Consider the following 22,713-nt stretch of genomic DNA (forward strand, 5'->3'; position numbering starts at 1 on the left):
AATGGGGTCAGAGTCATTGACCCCGACTCTCCCTAAAAGCCTCTGATTTCCGATCACCGCCGCGCGCTTTAGGTTCTACCCGTCGACCCAAGTGCGATCAATGCGATCAATGGGGTCAGAGTCATTGACCCCGACTCTCCCTAAAAGCCTCTGATTTCCGATCACCGCCGCGCGCTTTAGGTTCTACCCGTCGACCCAAGTGCGCTTCAATCTGAGCTTTAAACCGGTCATTGCCCAACACCCAAGCCGAGTTGATGGCCGTTCGTATGTCGGTCAGATCACGCTCTGCCATGCGCCCGCGAAACAGTGCCCGGTAGGCGCGCTGGCGTGTATCCTCAGTGGCACCCAGCTGCTGATACAGCGCATGGGGCGTGAGCAACTGAACCGGCTTCCCCAACCCATTGCCCTGAAAACTTGACCAGGGGTAATTGGCGGCGTGATCCACCATGGCCGCGCGCACGGGGTTGAGTTCAATGTAGCGATATACCGTTAACAAGTAATGATTGGCGTCTACCAATGTGGATTTATACCGCCCCTCCCACAGGGTGCCCGTGCGCCGGTAGGTAAAGTTGACGTATTGCACATACTTGCGCCCCAAAGACTGCATCATGCGGCTCACGCCTTCGGCATCGGCCGGCGTCACCAGCAAGTGCACATGGTTGGTCATTAACACGAATGCGTGAATCGCCACCGAATACTTCTCAGCAGCTTCTTTCAAAAAGCTCAAGTAGGCTTTGTAGTCTGATTCGTCGAAGAAACACGCGCTGCGATTATTGCCGCGCTGAATCACATGCTGTGCACAACCGGGAAAATACAAGCGGGGTAAGCGGGCCATTCATTTCCTCCTTGAAATTCTGGCTTGGTGATTGGCAAATCTGATTGCTGATACCGACATCCTTGTCGTTAATTGCAGGATGGGTAGAGCCTAACACACCATGGGGAGATCCATCACTCAGGAAAGGCGAGGATCAATGACTCTGACCCCATTGATCTGATTGATCTGCGCGCGCGCAGAAAAAGCCGAAGGCGAACTGCAAACCATGCCCGTGCCGAGCAAAGATCAAGTGGCGCACTTGCCGCACCACACGGATTTAGCGAAGGCGTGTTTGTATGCGTGGCGGGTGTGTTGTGAGGGGTTGTAGCTCAGATCGAGGTGAGGCTTCGGTTTGCTTTTTTATCATTTCATTTTCTGATTAGCACAGAATATTTTTTAAGCGTCATTATTTTTTCTGAACTTAGCCTTCGGTAACTATTGCAGTTCTATATCGAACGCCCAGATTTTTTGACAGGGCCGCAAAAGTGTCGCGCAGGCGCCCACTCCCCCCACCACTTCACCGCTCCATCAATGCGTCCCTGCATTGAGTCGCTCGCGCCACATCCCTGTGGCTTGCGAAGTGCTGGGGGGAGTGGCCTTTTGGAGTGTGGTGGGTGGTTGTAGATTTGCCGTTGTAGTGGTGACTGGGAATGTTTTGTTAGGGTGGGTGACTTTAATAACGCTGGGAAAAATGCGTTACTAGGATATATGCCTCGGAGGCGTATTATTTTACGCCCGCTGAATTTAAATGTGGTAAGTTACTGAAATTAAACGGGAGTTTGGGCTGGCACGAAGGTCCAGCTCTGGATATGTGCCTCGGAGGCGTAATATATTACGCCTCCGAGGCATTGAATAAGGCTGTTATGCGCTCAGAGAGAACAGATGAAACCAATCATCATTAGCTACGATTCCACTGATCATGACCCGATTGATAAGTGGGTACCTGATGATGTTTTTGATGTCGATTTTTGGATGAACTTTACCATCGGTCCAGATAGTGAAGCTGGGGATAATTTTCAAGTTCGTATCGTTACTCCAAATAACCTTCATGGCAAAGATTCTGCGAAGCACGCAATTATTCTAAATGAGTATTCATGGCCAAAAGTGATAGCTGAAGTAGAGTCTATTTTAGAGCAATGCCAGGGCATAAATTGGGCAGGTGTTTCAGGGCAATTATCCCAATTTATGCACTGGGAGTATGAAAACTATCAACCATATAAAGGGGCTTAGGAGTGTCATCGCATAACAAGTCAAAGCACGCGGACTTGGTAAAGCTGTCACCTTTTTTGTTCCAAAAAAGCCGCCAGCTTCACCAAGCCGGTGTTTGAGGCGTTAGTTTTTTATGAAGATATTTTCGATTCTTATTCTGGTCCTTACGCTGGCTTTCAACTGTACGGTCACTGCAAGTGAACCATCCAAATGCAATGGTAGTCCTGATAAGATTGCGGATTCACTTAGATTGATGTTTGATGAATTGGTTGAGTATTACCAGCATTTGGAGAGCCCTAATGCTGAATATAGAGACTATCCAAGGCTACCAGATGCTATTAAAGATGGTGCGATTCTTTACATCAAAGACAGAGGTAACACATTTGGCTTCGGACATGTAAAGGTTCTATCGATTGAATGTGTCATAGAGTTCTTGCCAAATTCATCTTATAGTTCACTAGCATGTGGAATCGCGGCAAAGGATGGTCCTTTTATGTGTAGACAAAGCGGCCTTATACATGTTGATCAAAACTAACAAGGGTGGCCAATTCGCGGCTATCGCCGCGGGACTCGCTTTCGCTCGCCCTTGCCACCGGCGTTATGTGTAAATGAGTATGGAAATTTTGCTAGCAATATCAGGTATCTTTTTGCTTCTCGTAATATACGTGAACATTAAAGTTACCATTGATATTTCACGCTCTTCTGCATCATCAAAGGAGCGTGCTTTATTATATTTAGCTGTTTGGTTCATTCCATTGCTAGGGGTGCTTCTCGTACCAAAACGTATTTTACCAAGGTTTTGGTCTAGTGAAAGCGGCCAAGATTATACTAAAGAATCTGGTGGCGGCATGCCGGGTGGTGGTTAGTGCCAGCACCCACACATAACAAGTTGCTCAACCACCGTTCCGGCCAAAAAGCGGCCTCCACTGGACAGCCTAAAGCGTGCTTCGCACACGGCTGCCGGTTAGCAAGGCGTTATATGTTTAAGGAAGTTCTGTGAATCCTGACATTTCGATATCTATCCCTAGTCACCTGCAGAAAAAATGTGGCCGCAATCTACATTGGGACTTTTATCGGGTAGATGTCAGGTTAAAAAGTGGTAGGGTCATCCGTGGTTTATCGGTACATTCAGCCAAGGCTTTTGTTCCTGCATCGGGAGAGGGTGGCGGTAAGTATGACTTTGAAAGTTCAGATATTGAAAATATTAGACCCGCTACATTTGTTAGTCGGTTAAAAACATTGCTGTGTGGTTGGTAATACAATGCAGCTTTTAAATACACATAACAAGGCGCTGTTGTCGCCACTATCGTGGCTGGGACGGCTTACACTGCGCTCCAGCCGCCCCACAGTTTTGCGTTAAGTACTATTATGGAAATCGTCGGAGTAGCACTCACTCTATTGAGCTTTGCAATAACATTAGTTGTTGGCGTGGTATGCTTTTTTAAAGGTTTATATTTCATGTCTAGGGCTGCATCGAATGCAGCCAGCGAGACAGTAAAAAGAAACAGCTTTGTTTCATTTAATAAAACCAATGTTCTTTGGGTAAGAAATGGACTAAATGAGCAAGGAAGAATGTATAGAAAAAAGGCATTTAAAAACATTGCTGTATTCTTTGCTCTGTTGTTCATCACAGCGCTGCTTTCGGCCCTAACAGGCTTTGATGTTGGCGGTGCTTAGCACGGCGTTAATGTGCTCTACTTTGTAGTGCATTAATAAACGGGTCGGAGTGAATTAACCTAGTTTGCAATTGATATTATTTACTCCGACCCCTTTACCATCTGTGATTCCGTGGACCCATTGATCCATAAGTTTAGAGGCTAGCTACGAAAGCAGCTTATTCAAAAAAGAATTGAATTGGAAGAGTTGAAGCGTAAGCTAGAAGCCAATGAAAAATTTCAAAAGTAAATCGTATTTATTAAAGGTTTCTCTGATCTTCGTCTTCATTCTTGGGTGCGCGAAGAAGTCAAATGAATTTGATCTTCAGGGGGTGCAGGTGAATGTCAGTGATACTATTACTGTTAGACTTGAGAAGCCTGAAAAAACGAGGGGCGTTTTTCGGTCAAGGCTTAAGTCGGTTGGTGTAAATGGAGGTGCGTTTGATGTAAGTGTAACAACATTTACTGAGATTGTTATGCTGGAGGATGTTTCGAAAAGACTAGAGGGTGACCGTTTTGAATGCCCGGTAGGTAAGAAAGTGTCAAGCGGTTTTTCGCACAAGATGGGGTTTGATTCCGTTGTCAATACTTGTTTGGATGAAGGTGGCGATTTGACTTATGAGATATACCAGCGTGTTGTTGAGAACAAATACATCTTGGTTGTGCTTACTTTCGAGTCGAAAAATCAGCGTATTAAAGATCAGGTATATAATTGGGTTGATGTCGATGTGAACCTACCTTTGACCCCGTGATGTTGGCGATGCTTAGCACGGCGTTAATGTGCTCTGCTTTTTAGTGCATCGCTAGAAGTATTGTAAGTGCTTAATAAACGGGTCGGAGTGAATTAATCTAGTTTGCAATTGATATAATTTACTCCGACCCCTTTACCACATGATCCGGTGAAGCGAGGCCCGGATAGTAGGTCAAAATAGTCGAATGTTGGGGCGGGAGTTATTGCACTGACCCAAAACTTCATAGAGATATTTGGACGTTGTATGAGTGAGAAAGTAGAAGTTCAACGATTGGATATGAATGATTGTTACTATGTGTTGTTTAGGCCGTCGCAGAGTTCAAGTGAGCTAATGAACTTTTCCGACATCTGGGTTCATAAGTACTCTAAGGAAGGTAAGTTGCTGTGGAGGTCAGGAGTATCAGATAGAGTTCGATGGCAAGACAGTTCAAATGTTTTCGTTGGTCTGACTAGAGCAAAGGATGGGAGTGTTTTGGCTACGACTTTTAGTGGTGAAGTCTATTTTATAGATGAAGATACAGGCATTGCTAGTTACTTTAAAACAGTAAGGTAAATTTCGAAGTAATCAATCGGGCTAGAGTGAAGTAAAGGAAGTTTGGGGTCAGTGTAAAAACTCCCTAACAGTTTGAAAAAGTCCCACTAGCCGTTATTGTTACTTAATCAAACTAACCAATGATCAAGGACGATCTATGGCTCGCTTACCGCGCCTGTGTTTGCCCGGCATTCCACTACATATCATTCAGCGTGGTACTAACCGCCAAGCGTGTTTCGCCTCGGAGGAAGATTTTACCGCCTACGCTTTTTGGCTAAAGGGTGACCCCTTGATCCTTGATAGTTGCTTATGATGGATGTCTTAGGTGAGTAGGAAAATGTTAAGTAGGGTGTTGTTGGTTGTTTCGGTCTGTTTCTCGCTTTCTTGTCAGAGTGAAGAGCTTAGTGATGATTTAGTCATCGACTTTTATAAAACAAACAAACATGTCTTAAATCTATTAAGCGATAAATCAAAAAACGTTGCCCGTCGTACTTATTTCCGTTGGGTTGTGGATACGTGTCTATATACTGAAGATTCCATATCGGAAAAGGAAATTTGTCCTGAAGGTTTTATTGCTGAAGCTGTAGCTACGCTTAGTTCCCTGGGTGTATATACTGGGAGCTTTGGTGCTGGAGTGTTTAGGATACGCATCGGCGCAAAGGAAGAAGGGTTGCGATGGGTTGAGTATAGTATCCATCGGGGAGTTGAGGGTCTTGGAAGTGTAGAGCAATGTCGTGAATCATTTTCATCTGGTGCCTGCACTATTTCTCTTGGGGACGGCTGGTATGTTATGAGGATAGGCGGAGTATTTTTAAAATAGCTTGAAAAAAGGGTAGGCCCCAAACTTTACGCCACCGCACCCACTCCTACTTTTTAGGTATCCTGGACTCTGCCGAAAACCACAGGTGACCGGCGGGAATTTAGTGGTCGCGGGCGAACTTGAACTGTCCACCATAAAGAGCACTAGCGTATTTTCTTCTTTAGCCTGCATGGGATGCGCCTTGACCTGCGCGTCGATAGGCGTAAACTGCGCGCCATCGCAAATGGTGCCTGTGTGACTCGGTGAGCTATCCGAGTTTGATACGGGATAAATGGGAAGCCGGTATTCCGGCGCTGCCCCCGCAACGGTGATTGACCTGAATTGTCAGCGTCATAAGCCCGATACCAGCCACTTTGCGCTGCCCCGCTCATGCCTTGATGTGGCGGGAACACGACGTAGCGGAGGGCTGCATCGGTGGATGTCTTTTTCGGGCAGGCTTGCGCCGCCGTTTCGCACCCACTCTTCTCCCTCCCTCAACACTTAATTCATGTGATTGGGGAGTTTTTATGACACTGATTAAATCTGGCTTTATTGCCTCGCTGGCATTCGCCGTGCACGCTCACGCCCTGGCCGCCGATGCCGCAGGCGTTGACGCGACGACGGAAATTGAAACCGAAGAGGTGTTGGTGACAGCCACGCGCACCGCGCAGCCGTTGACCGAAACTCTGGCGCCCGTGAGTGTGCTGAGCGCGGATGATATCGCCGCGCTACAGGCGCCCGATTTGCCGGCACTGCTCAGAGGTTTTACTGGGGTGGACATTATTCAGCGCGGTGGGCGCGGTGCAAACAGCAGCGCCTTTGTGCGCGGTACCAACGCGGGGCACTTGTTGGTGCTGGTGGATGGTGTGCGCGTTGGCTCGGCCACCTTGGGTATTGCCGCACTAGAGACGCTCGATCCCGCGGCCATTGAGCGCATCGAGTTGGTGCGCGGCCCGCGCTCCAGTTTGTACGGCGCCGACGCCATTGGCGGCATCCTGCAAATTTTTACCCGCAAGGCATCTGAGCCCGGCCTGACAATGGGCGTGGCGGGCAGCTACGGCTCACACAATGAGCAGCATTTGCGCACAACGCTCGGTTATAAAACGGAACGCAGCCACCTGCGCATGGTGTTCAGCCACAACAGCACCGATGGTTTCGATCGCTCGGTGGACGATAGCGGTCTAAGCGGTGACGACGATGGCTACTCCGCCAATCGCGTGGCCCTGAGTGCCGGGCATCAGTTGGCCGATGCGCTTAGCCTGTCGGCCAATCTTCAGTATCAAGAGGGTGAGGCCGATACCGACAGCGCATTCTGTGTGATCGATTGTCGCCCCTTTGCGCGCTTTGCCAATGGCAGTGCCGACCTAGGCCTGCAGGCACAGCTGACGGACATCTGGAGCAGTCAGCTGCGCCTAGGTTTTGCACAGGATAAAAGTGAGCAAGATGATCACATCCGCGCCGCTGCAATTGCCAATTGGGGCGGTCGCAACCGCATTGAAACGGAGCGCGAAACCGCGAGCTGGCAAAATGACTTCGCTCTGACTGAAGATCAAATGCTCACCTTGGGCGTGGACTATCTGAACGACAAAGTGGATGGGCAGCTTGAAAATCGCATCTACGCGCCCGATTGGAGTTATAGCGTTGAGTTTGTGGGTTATGACGTGGATGATCGCGCCAGCACGGGTGTGTTTGGTCAATACCAGGCACGCGTGGGAGAGCACGATCTGGTGGCCTCTGCGCGCACGGAAGACAACGCGCAATTTGGCACTGCCAATACCGGCAGCTTGGCCTATGGCTATCAGCTCAGCGATAGCTGGACCTTGCTCGCCAGCACCGGCACCGCGTTTAAAGCCCCGACCTTTAACGATTTGTATTGGCCGAACGCGGGCAATCCCGATTTGCAGCCAGAGACATCGACCAACGTGGAAGTGGGCGCGCGTTTTGCGCGCGGCAACGTGCAGCTGGCCGTCAATGTGTTTGAAAATAAGGTGGATGATTTAATTGCGTGGGCGCCCACAATGAGCGGCAATTGGCAGCCAAGCAATGTGGCCAAGGCCACCATCTTGGGTGCAGAGGTGGAGTTCGACGCCGCGCTGGGCGAATGGCAGTTGGCGGCAAATTACACCTGGCTCGATGCCGAAGACGATGCCAGCGGCAAGGCGTTGCCCAATCGCGCCGCGCAGTTATTCAATGCCGATATCAGCCGGCGCCTAGGCGACCTAACTTTGGCCTTGGCTGTGGAGGCGCGTTCAAAGCGCTATGCCGATGCCGCCAACACCCTGTCATTGGCGGGCTATGGTTTGCTCAATGCGCGTTTGGCGTGGAATCTGTCGCGCGAATTGGTGCTGGAAGCCAAGGTGAACAATGTGTTGGATAAGGACTACACCTTGGTGCAGGGCTTCTACCAAGACGGTGTGAATGGATCTGTGGGCGCGCGCTATAGCTTCTAGTGTTGCCTCTTATCTTTTGTTGAAAAGCCGGCTATTCAGCCGGCTTTTTTGTGGCGCTGTGACGCGCTCGGGCAGAGCCCATTGCGGCATTAGGCGGCAGCATCGTCTCATATCTTCACCCCCATAACACAAAGGACGCGCGATGAACCGGTTACTCTCTACCGGCCTGGCCGCCGCCATTGCACTCGCCTTGGGTGCCTGCGGTGAACCTGAAAAGGCCAAGCCCACGCTAGAATTGCCCAATAAAGACCCCTTTCCCTCTACCTATCAAGCCAATGCCGCTGGCACTTTATTAATTAAGGGTGCCAATTTACTCATCGGTAACGGTGAGCAAGCCGAGGCCACCGATCTTGTAGTCAAAGACGGCAAAATTGTAGCCGTGGGTGAAGGGCTGCAAGTGCCCGATGGCGCCACCATTGTGGACGGCAAAGGCAAGTGGGTGACTCCAGGATTGATCGATGTGCACTCGCACATGGGTGTCTACCCCGCACCGGGTACCGCCAACCACGCCGACGGCAATGAAATGACATCGCCGGTGACGGCGCAGGTGTGGGCCGAACACTCGGTCTGGCCGGAAGATCCGCAATTTGAGAAAGCCTTGGCCGGTGGTGTGACCACCGTACAGATTTTGCCGGGCTCGGGTAACTTGATTGGTGGCCGCGGCGTGACCTTGAAAAACGTGCCCGCCACAACCGTGCAGGCCATGAAATTTCCGGGCGCGCCCTACAGCCTGAAAATGGCCTGCGGCGAAAACCCCAAGCGCTTTTACGGCGGCAAGGGCCAGTTGCCCTCCACCCGCATGGGTAACATGGCGGGCTACCGGAGCGCGTGGATTGAAGCCGCGGGTTACAAAAAAAGCTGGGACGACTACATCAAAAAAGTGGAAGCCGGTGAAGAGGCCGATGCGCCCACGCGCGATTTGCGTTTGGAAACTTTGGTCGGTGTGTTGGAAGGCGACATTCGCATTCACAATCACTGCTACAAAGTTGACGAAATGGCGCAGATGATCGACATGGCGAAAGAATTCGGCTACAAAATTGCCGCCTTCCACCACGCCATCGAAGGTTACAAAGCTGCCCCGATGCTGGCCAAAGAAGGCATTTGTGCGGTGATGTGGGCTGACTGGTGGGGCTTTAAGCAAGAGGCCTTCGACATGGTGCGCGAGAATATCGCACTGGTGGATTACGCCAAAGCCTGTGCTGTTATTCACTCCGACGACCCCATTCAAGTGCAGCGGCTGAACCAAGAAGTGGCCAAGGCCATGAGTGCAGGCAACCGTTTAGGCCTGGGGCTCACCGCGGGCGATGCCATCAAATGGGCCACGCTCAACCCCGCTAAATCGCTCGGCTTAGAGGATCAAATAGGATCGCTGGAAGCGGGCAAAAATGCCGACATCGTGCTGTGGGATGCAAACCCCATGAGCGTTTACGCCCACGCAGAGAAAGTGTGGATCGACGGCGTGCTGCGCTTCGACCGCAATGATGCGAGCGTCGCGCCCACCAGCGATTTTAATTTGGGAATTTTGGAAGCCGGGGAGGTGCGCCCATGAACCTATTCAGCAAAACTTTCGTGAAGCCATTCGCTACCGCCCTTGGATTGGTGTTGGCCGCCAGCGTGTCGGCAGAATCGGTATTGATTAAAGGTGCGGATGTTTACACCGCGCAAAAGCTATTGCCGGCAACGGATGTGTTCGTCAATAACGGCCGCATTGAGGCCTTGGGCAGCAACCTGACCTACAAAGCCGATCGCACCATCGATGGCCGCGGCAAGTCCATTACCGCCGGCCTGTTTAACAGCGAGACCCAATTGGGTGTGGTTGAAGTGGCGGCCATTGAGCAAACCGTTGATTCAATGACCACGCGCACCGACATCACCGCGGCATTCAAAGTGGCCGATGCGTTCAATCCCAACTCCACGTTATTGCCGCACAACCGCGCCCACGGATTAACCCATGCGTTGGTGATGCCGCGCGCGGCCACCGGGTTATTTGCCGGACAAGTGGCCCTGGTGCAGCTGGGCAACACCCCCCGTGTGGTGCATGAAAGTGTGGCCGTGGCGGTGGACTTCAGCGAGCACGGCGTCGAGTTGGCGGGCGGGTCGCGGGCCTCGGCACTGGCATTGTTGCGTCAAGCATTTGCCGACGTGCAAGACTACAGCGCGAATAAAGCGGCCGCCCTTGCCGGCGATCGTCGCACCTACAGCATCAGCTTGATGGATGCCGAAGCCTTGGTGCCGGTGTTAAAGGGTGAGCAGCCGTTAATTGTAAAAGTGCAGCGCGCCGCCGACATTCGCGCCATTTTAAAATTGGCCAAGGCCTACAAGCTCAAGTTGATTTTAAGTGGTGTTGAAGAGGGCTGGATGGTGGCGGCAGATATTGCCAGCGCTAAGGTGCCGGTCATCATCGATCCCATCAACAACTTGCCTTCTGGTTATGAGTCACTCGGTTCGCGTTTGGACAATGTGGTGATGTTGCACAAGGCGGGCATTACCTTGATGTTCACGGGCATGAGCTGGCACAACACCCACAGTGCCTATCTGGTGCGCCAATCTGCGGGCAATGCCGTGGCCAATGGCCTCGACAAGCACGTAGCCATTGCCGCCATGACCGCCAACCCCGCGCGCATTTTTAACGCGCCCGTGGCTGGCGATGTCATTCAGGGCGGCCCCGCTGATTTGGTGCTGTGGAGCGGCGATCCGCTGGAAGTCACCAGTGAGCCTGAACTGGTCATGGCCGCCGGTAAAGTGGCGCCCATGGTGACGCGCGCGACCATGCTGCGCGATCGCTACTTCGAGCGATTGTCTGCGAAATAATATTGCGCAAATGTTAAAAGCGGCTTCGGCCGCTTTTTTTATGTGTGAATAAAAGAGCGCGAAACCGCGCTAAATGTACGCGGCCCGATTGTGATGGCGGTGCTGGTCATCAAGTGCAATACAATAGTGAGCTTGAGACCAAGCGATATTTTCCTTGGTAATTCACTCGGGCCATTAGCGGCAGATCTTTATCAGCGAGTAGCGCGCGATGGGTTCTTTCGCCATGGGCGAGCAGTGCAAGGTGACGCTGTGCGAAATAGTAGACGCATCATGCCCCAGTTAATATAGTGGTTTCTTCGCTGCTTGACCTGATAGGACACTGAGGGGGCCTATGCAGATTCAACTTTCAGGTATTTCGCGCCACGCGTTGCTGGGGCTTGTACTATCAACCGCTGCCCTGCTTTCGGTGCCTTTGATTGCCATGCAGTTTACAGAGGAGGTTGACTGGCAAGGGCTGGATTTTCTGGTGATGGGTGGATTATTGCTAGGGCTGGGCAGTCTGCTGTTGTTGGTGCTGAATAATGTGGCTAAACATTACCGCGTGCAGGTTATTGCTGCGTTCGCCATTATCTTTTTAGTGTTATGGGCAGAGTTGGCCGTGGGCGTGTTTACGCAATGGGGCAGCTGACCACTGGGCCGTGAAACGGTGAGCCTTGCAGTGTTCGTTCACACAATATTCAGCTAGGGTCCGCTATGCTGGATATTTACTGCCAGTGATCGGGCCTGTGGTCCGCACACTGACCCGATCGCCATAAATATTTGAATATCTGAAAATCGAGAGCGCGAAAATGAATAAGTACCTTTGTCTGGGTTTGATCCTGCTGATCTCCGGCTGTGCCACCATGAATAAAGAGGAGTGCCAGCTGGCCGATTGGCAGGCAGTGGGCTACAAGCACGGCGCACAGGGGCAGAGTGCCACCAGCTTTAATCAATATCAGGCGGATTGTGCTGATCACAATATCAAAGCGGATTTCGGTGCCTTCAAGCGCGGTCATCAGGCGGGGCTCGACGAGTATTGCAGTTATGAAACGGGCCTGCGGCTGGGCAGCTCGGGCAGTAACTACAATGGCCAGTGCTCAAGCCGACGCTATGAGGACTTTGCCTCCGGTTATCAAGAGGGTGTGAGCCGTTATTGCACTTACGAAAGTGGCTACGACTCGGCAATGCGCGGTCATGGGATGAATCGCAATTGCCCCGAGGCGCGCTATCCAGAATACAGTCAGGGCCACATGAGCGGGCAGGCGCGCTACGCACTTGAGCAGTCGGTTCGAGCACTGGAGTCTGAGCTGGCTGACATCGAGCACAGCATGCTACAGCAGGATGAGTTCATTGCCGATTCTGAAGCTGTCATTGTGAGTGCTGAAAGCAGCGCGGATGATCGAGTGAAGGCGCTGTTGGATATTAAAAATCACCGCGATGAGCGCAAGCGGCTCAAGCGGGAATATCGGCGGGTTGAGGTTGAATTAGAAGCCTTGCATGCGCAACTCAACGATATCTAATCACTGTCATTTATACGTGCATACGCTGTCGAAAGTATGCCCCTTTTTTAGTTGCTGGACTGAATGATGAAGCTAGGTTTTATATTGCCGCTGGCAATCGTACTCAGTGGTTTTGCCACACACGCCTTGGCGTTGGGCGCAAATGGTCACCGCATCGTGGCGCAGTTGGCCGAATACCATTTGACGCCCGAGGCCCGCGCCGCCGTCAACGAAATCACACGGGGCCAGCCTCTTGCGCAGTTATCCACTTGGCCTGATTTTTTATATTCAGATTCCACTTGGACGCGCGCCACGCCTTGGCATTTTGTCACCATCAGAGATGAGTTTACGGTAGATAACTACCCCCGCGAAAAAGCCGGCGATGTGCTGCAAGCACTGCCCAAATTTGAGGCGGTGCTGCGCGATCGATCAGCCAGTGCCGAAGCTAAGTGGCAGGCATTGGCATTCTTTACACATTTTGTTGGCGATGTGCATCAGCCATTGCATGTGGGAAACGGCGATGATCTGGGCGGCAATACAGTAAAGCTCTTGTGGCAGGGTGCGCCCTCTAATCTGCACAAGGTGTGGGATACAGAAATGATTCAGCTGGAGCAGTTGAGTTACACCGAATACACCGTGTTTTTGGATACCATAACGCCGGAACAAATCGGGCGCTGGCAGTCTGCAAGCTATGGTGAGTGGGCCGCAGAATCGAAAGCTCTGCGCGCGCAGGTTTACGATTTTGGCGATCAAAAAGGCGCGGATATCGCCTTGAGTTGGGATTACAATTTTCGCAATAAAGCGACCATCAATTTGCGCATGCAGCAGGCGGGAATTCGCTTGGCGGGCAAGCTAAACGCCATTTTTGCAGCGCGCAAAAACTAGCTGAGACTTAAGCAATAAAAAGGGCCTGCATTGCTGGCCCTTTTTATTGTAGAGCTGAGCTAGTGGTAAGATTTATTGATCCATTTGCCATTCATTGGCAAATAAATGCAGCATCACCGTCCAGGCGGCAATGTTTTGGTTAAACGCCACGGGATCTATTTTGTCCAAGGTGTCGTCGGCGGTGTGGTGATAGTCAAAGTAGTCAGTGCCATCTTGCTTTAACTGGAACAGTTGCACGCCCTTTTCAGCCAGAGGAATAATGTCTGGCCCGCCGCTGGTGGCGTCGTTCCCTAAGTATTCAATACCGAGTGGTTTTAGCAGTGCGGTTGCACGCGCAATGAAGGCTTCGTCGGCATTGTTCAAGCGCGTTTTAAGTGCCCAGATGGGGCCCGCGCCGAAGTCGGATTCAGAGGCCACAATGTGGCGATCCAATTCATTGGCGTGTGCCTTGGCGTAAGCTTTGGCACCCACTAAGCCCTGTTCTTCATTGGAAAATGCGACCACGCGAATAGTGCGCCCGGGACGCAGGCGGTGCTTGATGAATTGGTAGGCTGCGCCGGCGGTAATGGCGACTCCCGCACCGTCATCCAGCGCGCCCGTGCCTAAATCCCAGCTGTCTAAGTGGCCGCCGATGACAATGATTTCGTCGGGTTTTTTGTTGCCGGTAATTTCTGCGATGACGTTGTGGGACGTGTATTCGCCGGTCCAGCCGACGTTGATGTCCAAGCTTAGGTTCACCTTGCCTTTGGCAATCAATCGCTCCAGCTGATCGGCGTCGGGGTTGCTCAGTGCGGCAGCGGGAATCTGCGGGCTGCCGGCACTCATGCTCATCATGCCGGTATGGGCGAAGCGGTGGCTGTCGGTGCCGATAGAGCGAATCAACAACGCCTTTGCGCCTTTCGCTTCCGCTTCGAGGGCGCCTTTGCCACGCGCGATCACAGCTTCGCCATAGCCCGCGCCTTCTTTGTGTTTGCGCATGCGATTTTTAATGAACACAATTTTGTCTTTTACGCGGGCACTGGGCGTTGCGACGAGCGCGGCATAGTCATCCACCATGACCACTTCGCCCTGCAGTTCGCCATCGGTACCCACCGAGCCGCCGAGCGCGGTAATGTGTAGCGGCTGCGGGAACTTACCCAGTACATGGGCGCGCTCGTGCGTGCGCTGCCACTGGGGGAAGGTGACGGGTTCGGTCCACACCTTGTCGAAGCCCATTTGCTCGAAGCGCGCTTTGGTCCAGGCCACGGCACGGGCGTCGGCCTCGGTACCGCCCATGCGGGGGCCGACTTCAGTGGTGAGATCGCGCACAAACGCGTAGCCGGCCTGGTCTTGCAGCGCGTGTTCGCGCAGTGACGTTGCGGCATCTTCGGGCTGCGGTGTTGCGCAGGCCGTGAGTGCGATGGCGATGAGGGCGGGGAACAAAATGCGTAAACTCATGGGGTGCCTCCGGTAAATGAAGGCGGCAGTTTAGGGGCTTAACGCCGCAATGAAAACCTGTCATTGTTCGCCGTTGCGCTGCGTCTCAACGACGCAATCACATGCGCCGTGGATCGGCGCTCGCAATGGATTGGAATAATTGGTGTGTAGCGCGCAGGTTTGCACAATAAAAATTCTTATTGACGAGTGTAGATAAAAACAATGGCCGTAAAGTTTAGAAAAACCGTGTGGAGCATGCACAAGTGGCTGTCTTACTTTGTGTTTTTGCAGATTTTTTTATGGGTGCTGGGCGGAATATTTTTTGCCACGGTGCCGTTTAAGTCACTGGTAAAGGGTGGCGACTTCGTGGCGCCCCCCGCGGCCGCCGAATTGCCTGCCAATTGGCAGCAGGGTGCGCAGGGATTGCCGCCGCTGCACAGCCTCAGTGCGGTGGCCAGTGCCCAGGGTGTGCTCATGCATGCGCAGTACGCTGAGGGCGACAGCTGGATGCAGGCCGATGGTCGGCCCGCACCGCACGCGACCGAGGCTCAGATTGCCGACTTTGCGCGCCAGTTATACATCGGGCCGGATGCCCCAGTGACTGTGCGGTGGTTGGCGGAACCTGAATCGCGCCTGCTGGGGCTAGTGGATGAAACCGGTGGTCGAGCGGGCTTGTGGCTGGCGGAGTTCGATGGCGTGCGCTTGTACTTTGGCCCCATGGGAAATTATCGATTGGTGCGCTCTGATTACTGGGTGTGGTACGACGCGCTCTGGCGCTTGCACATCATGGATTATGGCGAAGGCGAAGATTTCAATAACACACTGCTTCGCGTGTTCGCATGGCTGGCTTTTGTATTTGTCTTGACCGGTCTGGTGTTGAGCTTTTTCGCGTTACGACGCACCTTGGCCAAGGGGTTCTAGTGCCCAGGATGCAAATTGACAAGTGAGCTGCACTGCCGCGGCCATGCTCGCCGGCACCTGATGGTTGCGTGCGTGTGTGGCGTGTTTTGCCAATAAACAGGCAACACCAAATAGTGCGGTAAGTGCCCCTCGTGCTGCGACAAAGATGCTTGTTGGGTAGGGTTGGCTGGGTAAAGATGCTACATTTGTCCGGCGCCGCGATCCGGCGCCAGAATAATCCACAAATGGAGTTTGCCCATGTTCAAAAAACCCTTGGCCGCTGCCTGCATGATGTTTGCTGCGGGTGCCTATGCTGGCCCCCTCACCGATTCCGTCAAAATCCCCTATGAAACCTTTACCCTAGATAACGGCTTGCGCGTGGTGGTACACACCGATCGCAAGGCGCCGGTGGTGGCGGTGAACGTGTGGTATCACGTGGGCTCCAAGGATGAAAAACCGGGTAAAACCGGCTTTGCGCATCTATTTGAACACTTGATGTTTAACGGCAGCGAGAATGCCCCTGGCGAATTTTTTGAGCCCTTCGAAAAGGCCGGTGCCACTGGCATGAATGGCACCACTTGGTTGGATCGCACCAACTACTTTGAAACCGTGCCCACGCCCGCGCTGGATATGGCGCTGTGGATGGAGTCGGATCGCATGGGCCACATGTTGGGTGCCATCGATCAGGCCAAGCTGGATGAGCAGCGCGGTGTAGTGCAAAACGAAAAGCGTCAAGGTGAAAATCAGCCCTATGGCAAATCCTGGGAGATGATTCAGGAGGCGGCCTTTCCCGAAGGGCATCCTTATTCCTGGAGCACCATTGGCTCAATGGAAGATTTGAATGCGGCGTCACTGGAGGACGTAAAAGCCTGGTTCCACGAGTACTATGGTGCTTCGAATGCGGTGGTCGTCTTGGCCGGTGATATCGACGTGGAAACCGCAAAAGCAAAAGCAGAAAAATATTTTGGCTTTGTCTCGCCCGGTGAGCCCCTGGATCGCCCCAAGGCGTGGGTTGCTAAGCGCACCGAGCAAAAGCGCGTACAAACACAAGATCGCGTACCACAAGCGCGCCTCTATAAATCTTGGAACACCGCCGAGCTGGCCAACAGCGACAGCGATGTCATGCAGATCGTGGCCGAGCTGCTGGCCGGTGGAAAAAATTCGCGCCTGTACAAGCGCTTAGTACACGAAGATCAAATCGCCACCAGTGTGAGTGTGGCCTACTGGCCCTTCGAATTGGCGAGCCTCTTTACCCTTGTGGCCGATGCTAAACCCGGCGTTGAGTTGGCACAGGTTGAGCAAGTGATCGACGAAGAAATCGCACGCTTTTTGAAAAAAGGGCCGGACAAAAAAGAGCTGGAGCGCGTGCGCACTAGCCTGTTTGCCAGCTTTGTACGCGGCTCTGAAAAAGTCGGTGGTTGGGGCGGCAAGTCTGACATTTTGGCGTCTAACGCTGTGTACATGGATGATCCGGGCGCCTTTAAGAAGAGCCTGTTAACCATGGAAGAGGCCACCACTAAAGACGTGCAGAAGGTGGCCAAGCGCTGGTTGTCTGAAGGCGATTTGGTGTTGGAAGTGACCCCCTTTCCGAAATTAGCGGCCTCTGGAAAAGATGCAGACCGCTCAAAAATCCCCGATGCCGGTGACGTGCCGCAGTTGAGCTTCCCAGCCATTGAGCGCACGGAATTGGCGAATGGATTAAACGTTGTTTACGCCCGCCGCGATACAGTGCCACAGGTGAACATGTCGCTGATGTTTGACGCCGGTTACGCGGCCGATTTTGGCAGCAAACTGGGTATCACAAAGTTCACCAGTAGCGTCATGTTAGAGGGCACCAAAAAGCGCGATGCGCTGGAAATTGCCGAGCAACTCGAAGCGCTGGGCGCCGTGTGGAGCGTCAATAACAATGTGGATGTGACCAGTTTCAACGTGTCAGCACTGACCGTCAATCTGCGCGACACCCTCGACGTTTATGCCGATATTTTGCAAAACCCTGCGTTCCGCAAAGGCGATGTTGAGCGCAAGCGCGCTTTGACGCTGGCCGGTATCGCACAAGAAAAATCACAGCCGGTGTCTATGGCGCTGCGCACACTGCCGCCGCTGTTGTATGGCGATCAGCACGCCTATGGTATTCCCCTGACCGGTTCAGGCACCGAGGCCAGTGTGAATAGCATTAGCATCGACGACATGAAGCAATTCCACGCGCGCTGGATTCGTCCAGACAACGCCACACTGGTGGCAGTGGGTGCCATGTCTATGGAGGAATTGAAGCCAGAACTGGAGCGCGCCTTTGGTAAATGGAAAGCACCTTCGGCGGACAAGGGTGCCAAGCAAATGCAATCGGTACAGCCGCCCGCCAAGGCGAGCGTCTACTTGATTGACAAGCCCGGTGCTGAGCAGTCGATTATTTTTGCGGGGCAATTGGTGGGCTCGGCTAAGTCAGCTGACAATTTGGCGCTGGACATGGCCAACACCATTTTGGGTGGCGCTTTCACCGCGCGTTTGAACATGAACTTGCGTGAAGACAAGCACTGGGCTTACGGCGCCTATACCTTCATGGTAGACGCCGTGGCGCAGCAGCCGTTGATGGCCTATGCCCCGGTGCAAACCGATAAGACCAAAGAGTCGGTTCAGGAAGTTGCGCGCGAGCTGCAGGAATACCTCGGCAAAAATCCCGCACAAGCAGAGGAATTGCAGCGCTACCAGCTTAATGAAGTGGCGAAGTTGCCCGGCAGCTACGAAACCATGAACGCGGTTTTGGGAGCCATGAGCAGCCAAGTGCGTTTTGATCGTCCGGACGATTATGTGGTGACCTATGCCGATCGCGTCAAAGCGCTCACTGTTGATCAAGTGCGTCAAGTGGCCAAGACCAATATGACTCCCGATAAATTGACCTGGGTAATTGTGGGCGACTTGAGCAAGATTGAAGCGGGCATTAAGTCGCTCAATCTCGGCGACATCAAAGTGCTCGATGTGGATGGCAACGCCGTGCGGTAATTGCGGTAGTTGACTCAGTAAAGGCCGGTACTCTGTACCGGCTTTTTTTTTGGCAGATGAAAAGCTTACTGGCAATCAATTCGCAATCGGGCACATGACAAATGATAAATAGCACCATTAACAACGCGCACCTGTGGCGGAGGACTGCACTAGGGCGTTGATCGCATTCAATTCAATAAATCGCAGACACTCAGCAATTGCTCGCGCAGCCAGTCGTGGGGCACAGATCGCTGGGTGCGCCGGTGTTGTACCAGCACGTAACGCATTAGGGTGTTGAGTGGGGCCGCGTCGGCGCTGGGGATATCGCGGCCCACCAACAGATCGCGCAGGCGCGGACTCACGGCCAGCATAGGCGGGCCGAGCATCACCGCGTCGGTGCGCAGCAGGACTTCCACCGCGGTCATCAAATGGCTGGTTTCCAGCACATAGTGCAGCTGCCGTTCGTAGTCGGCCAGGCGCGCATCCTGCTGCCAAAAATGCAATTGACGAAAGTCGCCCACCGACAGGCGCACCTGCGGGTATTGCGTAAAAGCCTGCCAGCTGACCTGTGCAGGGCGCGCCAGCGGGTGGTCGCGCCGCATCAATAGGCAGGGCTGAATGTTGCCCAAGGGGGTGACTTCAAAGCCGGCGCCGTAATGCTGGCGCTCCAATTGTACGGCGAAGTCCAGCTCGCCCTCAGCCAATTGCTTGAGTGGGTTGGACTCGTGGGCGGCGGCACTCAGGCAGATGCCGGGCGCCTGTGCGGCAAGGCGCGCCACCAATGCCGGCATGACCGCAACGCCCAAATATTCACCCAGTGCCAATTTGAATTGGCCTTGGTAGCTGCGGCTGTCAAACCCTTGGGGCAGTAGTAGCTGGTCGGCATCGCGCAGCCATTGGGCCAGTGCCGGTGCCATAGCCAGCGCCATGGGCGAGGGCGTTAATCCCTGTGGGCCTCGGGTAAACAGCGGGTCGCCAAGTGCCGAGCGCAAGCGCGCCAGCGCTTTGCTAACCGTCGATTGGGTGACATGTAACCGCTCCGCCACACGCGATACCTGCCGCTCCTCTAGCAATAGATGCAGGGTAATTAGCAAGTTGAGGTCGAGGCGAGCGAGCTGGTCGATATTCATGGGTGTGAATAAAATTCATATATGGTGTGAAGATAAGTCAGTAGCAGAATATCACTGTGTGAATTAATCTGCTCGACAATGCATGCCGTAAGGTGTGTTGAGCGCGGGGGATGCTCTCCCCCGACTTGCCGTGAGCGGCACAGTTTACCCCTCTGAACTTGTTCAGATAGCGTCAGATTCACCCCGCTTCGGCGGGGTTTTTTTTTGGGCAATCGAAATTGGAGGGAATTCGACTTGCGCACCGGAGGCGCCGCTTTACATCACTGCGCGCGGCCGATGCTCTGCCCGAGCGAACCTACTGCATGGCTCCAGACGTTTTGCGCACGCGGTCCTTGGCACATGCCTTCGGAGCGTCTAGCCTAGCGACTCTTATTTCCGCGATGAATTTATTGTTCCATGTCCTTCAGCCTTCTACCGGTCAATCTCATTCAGATCGTATCGCTGGCCTGGTGCCTGCTTGGTATTGCCATTGTGTGGCCGCAGCGTCGCCTGCGGGCCATGGGGCTGTTGTTGGGCCTGCAGGCGCTGCTGCACCTATTTAACCTGTCCGAGGAGCTCGCGCTCTGGCGTGGCCCGTTAGTGACTCCGGCGCTAATGCTTGGGTTTGGCCCAGCGCTGTATTTTTTCACGCGCCAAGTGGTGGGTGCATCCACTATGCCGCCCAGGCAATGGGCCCTGCACGGTGCGCCCGTGCTATTGGCGCTGCCCTTTACCGCTTGGCCCCAGTGGGTGTTAGTGGCGGCCAGCCTGAGCCAATTGTTGTATACCCTGTCGGCCCTGAGTCTGTTGAGGCGCTATCATCAGCAGTCGCGCGAGCAGCGATCCGACGCGGATGAGCAGGCCCTCTATTGGTTGCGCAACGTGCTGTGTTTTTGGATTGTGATGGAAGTGCAAGACCACGTTCGACTTCATTTGCAGGGGCAGCTGCCGCTCGGGATATTGTTGCCTTGGTACACGCTCAATAGCGCGCTGTATGCATTCATGACGGGCTATTTGGTGCTTAAAGCCGTCCACCAGCCATCGCTATTTGCGGGTATTTCTTTGGTGCAGGCCCCAGCGGGGAATCCGGATCACCCGCCAGACACCGCAGATGCTGCGCCCATATTTGATGCCATCGATACCCACCTGCGCAGCCATGGCTGTTTTCGCCAGCCGCGCTTGTCGCTGCGCGATGTGGCAGAACAGCTGGGGTTGCAGGAAAAATTGGTGTCGTGGGCAATCAACGCCGGTGCAGGCCAAAGTTTTTGCGATTATATCAACGGACTTAGGGTGCAGGCGGTGTGTGAGCACTTACACGCAGCTCGCGAGCCGGTATCTTCACTGCTCCAGTTGGGATTGGCGCAGGGCTTCAACTCTAAAACCAGTTTTAACACGGCCTTTAAAAAAGTGACGGGTTGTACGCCCAGTCAATACCAGCGCCGGCCCGCAACCGGCGTTCGCAATCCAGATTGCGAACGCCACTGACGTCTTTAGCTGCCAAGCTCACCGCTCCTTAAAAAAGCGGAGATTGTGCGATGAATGTTATGAGATTGACGTGTTGGGTGGGGCGGTTGCTAGCCCTTGTGGGAGTCATTGCCACACCGCTCGGCGCGCAAACCCTCGAACCAGAACAGGTTGTAGCTTGGCGTGAGGACTTGGTGAGTTTTGAGCAGTCGTTGCGCAAGCGCCATATCGATTTATTTCATCAATTGCCCGAGTCGGACTTCAATAATCGCGTGCGGCAGCTCCGCGATCGCCTGCCGAATATAAGCGAGGTGGGTATTTTGCGGGAGCTAATGTGTTTAACGGCGGCTATCGGCGATGGCCATACGCAGGTCAACTACTGGGGCCGTACACACCGCAATTTACCCCTGCGCTGGCGCTGGTTTGAGGATGGCCTGCGCGTGGTAAAGACCAGCTCCGCGTATGGGCATTTGTTGGGCGCGCGACTGCAGCGCATTGGCGGCCTGACGGAAATGGCCCTGTCAGCTGCGCTTACCGGGTGTTTGCCGTCCGTAGAAAATGTTCATTCAGCGCGCGCGGCCTATGCGCGCGCCGCCTCAGTGGCGGAAGTACTCGCGGGCGCGGGAGTAGCAGTGGCAGACGCTGGCGTTGAGGTGGAGGTAGAGCTAGCCTCAGGCAAGCTCGTTTCACTCACATTGCCGTGGCAACAAGCGGGCGAGGATTTAGCGGTGGCGCCCAGCTGGGAAACCTATGGTTTTCAACCCATCTCACCTTCTGTACCGGGGCTATCTACCTATCTTCGCTCGGACACTGCCACCGCCTATCTGCAATTTGATCACTACCCGCCCTATGGCGAAGCGCGAGCATGGGCTGAGGCGCTGAACGCGTCGCTCGCCGAGCACAAGGTTAGGCGAGTGATAATCGATCTGCGCAACAATGGCGGCGGCGACTTCTTTGTGGGTTTGGTACTGGCGCATGGGCTGGTGCTGCTCGATCAACTGGATTGGCGGCAGGGCGTGTATGTGCTGATAGGACGTCACACCTATTCCGCGGCTATGAGCAATGCGGCGCAATATCGACAAATTTTAAATGCTCGGTTGGTGGGTGAGCCCACAGGTGCTAATCCCGTGGGCTACCAAGACGCCGATTCATTTCGCCTGCCCAATGCCGGTTGGCAGGTGATGGTCTCTAAGCGCCGATACCGTTTTACGGACCATGCCACGCCGGGCCTGCAGCCCGATGTGCCGGTGGCGTGGCCAGCAGATGCTTACTTTGCCGGGCGCGATGTGCCTCTTGAGTGGATCTTGAGAGATATTGATGTCTTGGTGCATGCGGCCGCTGAGAACCCGTAATGGGCGATGATTTCGGGTCGGTTTCAGGTTGATTTCGGGTCAATTTCAGGTGTTTTTCAGGTAGACTTCGTGTTGCAACTGTCTGTTTTCACGGAAGATTTACTCACCTCAA

At 53.6% G+C, this 22,713-nt stretch carries 20 protein-coding genes and 1 riboswitch; of the genes, 17 read left to right on the top strand and 3 right to left on the bottom strand.

Features of this window, described 5'->3' with window-relative positions:
* Positions 1 to 121: 121 nt before the first annotated feature.
* A complete protein-coding gene (locus tag FHS30_RS01695) occupies positions 122 to 835 on the bottom strand; it encodes a transposase (RefSeq protein WP_183907672.1) in 714 nt (237 codons plus the stop codon).
* A gap of 861 nt (positions 836 to 1,696) precedes the next feature.
* On the opposite strand from FHS30_RS01695, the gene FHS30_RS01700 reads away from it, so the two are divergent.
* The 13 genes from FHS30_RS01700 to FHS30_RS01760 all read left to right on the top strand — a co-directional run bounded on the left by FHS30_RS01700 (position 1,697) and on the right by FHS30_RS01760 (position 13,384).
* Positions 1,697 to 2,044 carry an Imm8 family immunity protein gene (locus tag FHS30_RS01700; protein ID WP_183907674.1) on the top strand — a complete coding sequence of 116 codons (348 nt, stop codon included), beginning with the start codon at positions 1,697 to 1,699 and terminating at the stop codon, positions 2,042 to 2,044.
* Positions 2,045 to 2,156: 112 nt separating this feature from the next.
* A complete protein-coding gene (locus FHS30_RS01705) occupies positions 2,157 to 2,558 on the top strand; it encodes a hypothetical protein (protein WP_183907676.1) in 402 nt (133 codons plus the stop codon).
* Positions 2,559 to 2,637: 79 nt separating this feature from the next.
* A complete protein-coding gene (locus FHS30_RS01710) occupies positions 2,638 to 2,889 on the top strand; it encodes a hypothetical protein (protein WP_183907678.1) in 252 nt (83 codons plus the stop codon).
* A 130-nt stretch (positions 2,890 to 3,019) separates the two neighbouring features.
* On the top strand, positions 3,020 to 3,280 hold the full coding sequence (locus FHS30_RS01715; protein ID WP_183909286.1) for a hypothetical protein: 261 nt from the start codon (positions 3,020 to 3,022) through the stop codon (positions 3,278 to 3,280).
* Positions 3,281 to 3,391: 111 nt separating this feature from the next.
* A complete protein-coding gene (locus FHS30_RS01720; RefSeq protein ID WP_183907680.1) occupies positions 3,392 to 3,700 on the top strand; it encodes a hypothetical protein in 309 nt (102 codons plus the stop codon).
* Positions 3,701 to 3,908: 208 nt separating this feature from the next.
* The gene (locus FHS30_RS01725; RefSeq protein WP_183907682.1) at positions 3,909 to 4,430 is read left to right on the top strand and encodes a hypothetical protein; all 522 of its coding nucleotides are present in this window, start codon (positions 3,909 to 3,911) and stop codon (positions 4,428 to 4,430) included.
* Between the two features lie 856 nt (positions 4,431 to 5,286).
* Complete coding sequence (locus FHS30_RS01730) at positions 5,287 to 5,781, top strand: hypothetical protein (protein ID WP_183907683.1); 495 nt, start codon at positions 5,287 to 5,289, stop codon at positions 5,779 to 5,781.
* Positions 5,782 to 5,993: 212 nt separating this feature from the next.
* Positions 5,994 to 6,148, top strand: a riboswitch (cobalamin riboswitch).
* A 139-nt stretch (positions 6,149 to 6,287) separates the two neighbouring features.
* On the top strand, positions 6,288 to 8,210 hold the full coding sequence (locus tag FHS30_RS01735) for a TonB-dependent receptor domain-containing protein (protein ID WP_183907686.1): 1,923 nt from the start codon (positions 6,288 to 6,290) through the stop codon (positions 8,208 to 8,210).
* 142 nt (positions 8,211 to 8,352) lie between these two features.
* Positions 8,353 to 9,759 carry an amidohydrolase gene (locus FHS30_RS01740; RefSeq protein WP_183907688.1) on the top strand — a complete coding sequence of 469 codons (1,407 nt, stop codon included), beginning with the start codon at positions 8,353 to 8,355 and terminating at the stop codon, positions 9,757 to 9,759.
* Positions 9,756 to 11,021 (top strand): amidohydrolase family protein, encoded by a 1,266-nt coding sequence (locus tag FHS30_RS01745; protein WP_183907690.1) that lies wholly within the window; start codon positions 9,756 to 9,758, stop codon positions 11,019 to 11,021. Before FHS30_RS01740 ends, FHS30_RS01745 begins: the two co-directional genes overlap by 4 nt.
* A 331-nt stretch (positions 11,022 to 11,352) precedes the next feature.
* Positions 11,353 to 11,649 (top strand): hypothetical protein, encoded by a 297-nt coding sequence (locus tag FHS30_RS01750; RefSeq protein ID WP_183907692.1) that lies wholly within the window; start codon positions 11,353 to 11,355, stop codon positions 11,647 to 11,649.
* Positions 11,650 to 11,809: 160 nt separating this feature from the next.
* Positions 11,810 to 12,520, top strand: coding sequence for a DUF2799 domain-containing protein (locus tag FHS30_RS01755; protein ID WP_183907694.1), 711 nt, complete (start codon positions 11,810 to 11,812; stop codon positions 12,518 to 12,520).
* A gap of 66 nt (positions 12,521 to 12,586) precedes the next feature.
* On the top strand, positions 12,587 to 13,384 hold the full coding sequence (locus tag FHS30_RS01760; RefSeq protein ID WP_183907696.1) for a S1/P1 nuclease: 798 nt from the start codon (positions 12,587 to 12,589) through the stop codon (positions 13,382 to 13,384).
* A gap of 72 nt (positions 13,385 to 13,456) precedes the next feature.
* Here FHS30_RS01760 and FHS30_RS01765 read toward each other — a convergent pair whose 3' ends face one another.
* Complete coding sequence (locus FHS30_RS01765) at positions 13,457 to 14,821, bottom strand: M28 family peptidase (RefSeq protein ID WP_183907698.1); 1,365 nt, start codon at positions 14,819 to 14,821, stop codon at positions 13,457 to 13,459.
* Between the two features lie 201 nt (positions 14,822 to 15,022).
* Here FHS30_RS01765 and FHS30_RS01770 point away from each other — a divergent pair, with 201 nt between their 5' ends.
* Both FHS30_RS01770 and FHS30_RS01775 read left to right on the top strand, forming a co-directional pair.
* Positions 15,023 to 15,721 (top strand): hypothetical protein, encoded by a 699-nt coding sequence (locus FHS30_RS01770; protein ID WP_183907700.1) that lies wholly within the window; start codon positions 15,023 to 15,025, stop codon positions 15,719 to 15,721.
* Positions 15,722 to 15,958: 237 nt separating this feature from the next.
* The gene (locus tag FHS30_RS01775; RefSeq protein ID WP_183907702.1) at positions 15,959 to 18,697 is read left to right on the top strand and encodes a M16 family metallopeptidase; all 2,739 of its coding nucleotides are present in this window, start codon (positions 15,959 to 15,961) and stop codon (positions 18,695 to 18,697) included.
* 167 nt (positions 18,698 to 18,864) lie between these two features.
* On the opposite strand, the gene FHS30_RS01780 is transcribed toward FHS30_RS01775, so the two are convergent.
* Positions 18,865 to 19,806 (bottom strand): LysR family transcriptional regulator, encoded by a 942-nt coding sequence (locus FHS30_RS01780; protein ID WP_183907704.1) that lies wholly within the window; start codon positions 19,804 to 19,806, stop codon positions 18,865 to 18,867.
* A 396-nt stretch (positions 19,807 to 20,202) separates the two neighbouring features.
* Between FHS30_RS01780 and FHS30_RS01785 the strand changes: the two genes are divergently transcribed.
* Together FHS30_RS01785 and FHS30_RS01790 are read left to right on the top strand one after the other, a co-directional pair.
* Positions 20,203 to 21,270 carry a helix-turn-helix domain-containing protein gene (locus FHS30_RS01785; RefSeq protein WP_183907705.1) on the top strand — a complete coding sequence of 356 codons (1,068 nt, stop codon included), beginning with the start codon at positions 20,203 to 20,205 and terminating at the stop codon, positions 21,268 to 21,270.
* Positions 21,271 to 21,320: 50 nt separating this feature from the next.
* Entirely contained in the window at positions 21,321 to 22,601 is a 1,281-nt protein-coding gene (locus FHS30_RS01790) for a S41 family peptidase (protein ID WP_183907707.1), read from the top strand.
* Positions 22,602 to 22,713 lie beyond the last annotated feature (112 nt).

The organism is Simiduia aestuariiviva, assembly GCF_014192475.1.
Taxonomy (GTDB): domain Bacteria; phylum Pseudomonadota; class Gammaproteobacteria; order Pseudomonadales; family Cellvibrionaceae; genus Simiduia; species Simiduia aestuariiviva.

Coding starts and splice junctions, on each gene's coding strand:
- FHS30_RS01695 (WP_183907672.1), bottom strand. CDS start 835: ATGGCCCGCTTACCCCGCTTGTATTTTCCCGGTTGTGCACAGCATGTG.
- FHS30_RS01700 (WP_183907674.1), top strand. CDS start 1,697: ATGAAACCAATCATCATTAGCTACGATTCCACTGATCATGACCCGATT.
- FHS30_RS01705 (WP_183907676.1), top strand. CDS start 2,157: ATGAAGATATTTTCGATTCTTATTCTGGTCCTTACGCTGGCTTTCAAC.
- FHS30_RS01710 (WP_183907678.1), top strand. CDS start 2,638: ATGGAAATTTTGCTAGCAATATCAGGTATCTTTTTGCTTCTCGTAATA.
- FHS30_RS01720 (WP_183907680.1), top strand. CDS start 3,392: ATGGAAATCGTCGGAGTAGCACTCACTCTATTGAGCTTTGCAATAACA.
- FHS30_RS01725 (WP_183907682.1), top strand. CDS start 3,909: ATGAAAAATTTCAAAAGTAAATCGTATTTATTAAAGGTTTCTCTGATC.
- FHS30_RS01735 (WP_183907686.1), top strand. CDS start 6,288: ATGACACTGATTAAATCTGGCTTTATTGCCTCGCTGGCATTCGCCGTG.
- FHS30_RS01740 (WP_183907688.1), top strand. CDS start 8,353: ATGAACCGGTTACTCTCTACCGGCCTGGCCGCCGCCATTGCACTCGCC.
- FHS30_RS01745 (WP_183907690.1), top strand. CDS start 9,756: ATGAACCTATTCAGCAAAACTTTCGTGAAGCCATTCGCTACCGCCCTT.
- FHS30_RS01750 (WP_183907692.1), top strand. CDS start 11,353: ATGCAGATTCAACTTTCAGGTATTTCGCGCCACGCGTTGCTGGGGCTT.
- FHS30_RS01755 (WP_183907694.1), top strand. CDS start 11,810: ATGAATAAGTACCTTTGTCTGGGTTTGATCCTGCTGATCTCCGGCTGT.
- FHS30_RS01760 (WP_183907696.1), top strand. CDS start 12,587: ATGAAGCTAGGTTTTATATTGCCGCTGGCAATCGTACTCAGTGGTTTT.
- FHS30_RS01765 (WP_183907698.1), bottom strand. CDS start 14,821: ATGAGTTTACGCATTTTGTTCCCCGCCCTCATCGCCATCGCACTCACG.
- FHS30_RS01770 (WP_183907700.1), top strand. CDS start 15,023: ATGGCCGTAAAGTTTAGAAAAACCGTGTGGAGCATGCACAAGTGGCTG.
- FHS30_RS01775 (WP_183907702.1), top strand. CDS start 15,959: ATGTTCAAAAAACCCTTGGCCGCTGCCTGCATGATGTTTGCTGCGGGT.
- FHS30_RS01780 (WP_183907704.1), bottom strand. CDS start 19,806: ATGAATATCGACCAGCTCGCTCGCCTCGACCTCAACTTGCTAATTACC.
- FHS30_RS01785 (WP_183907705.1), top strand. CDS start 20,203: ATGTCCTTCAGCCTTCTACCGGTCAATCTCATTCAGATCGTATCGCTG.
- FHS30_RS01790 (WP_183907707.1), top strand. CDS start 21,321: ATGAATGTTATGAGATTGACGTGTTGGGTGGGGCGGTTGCTAGCCCTT.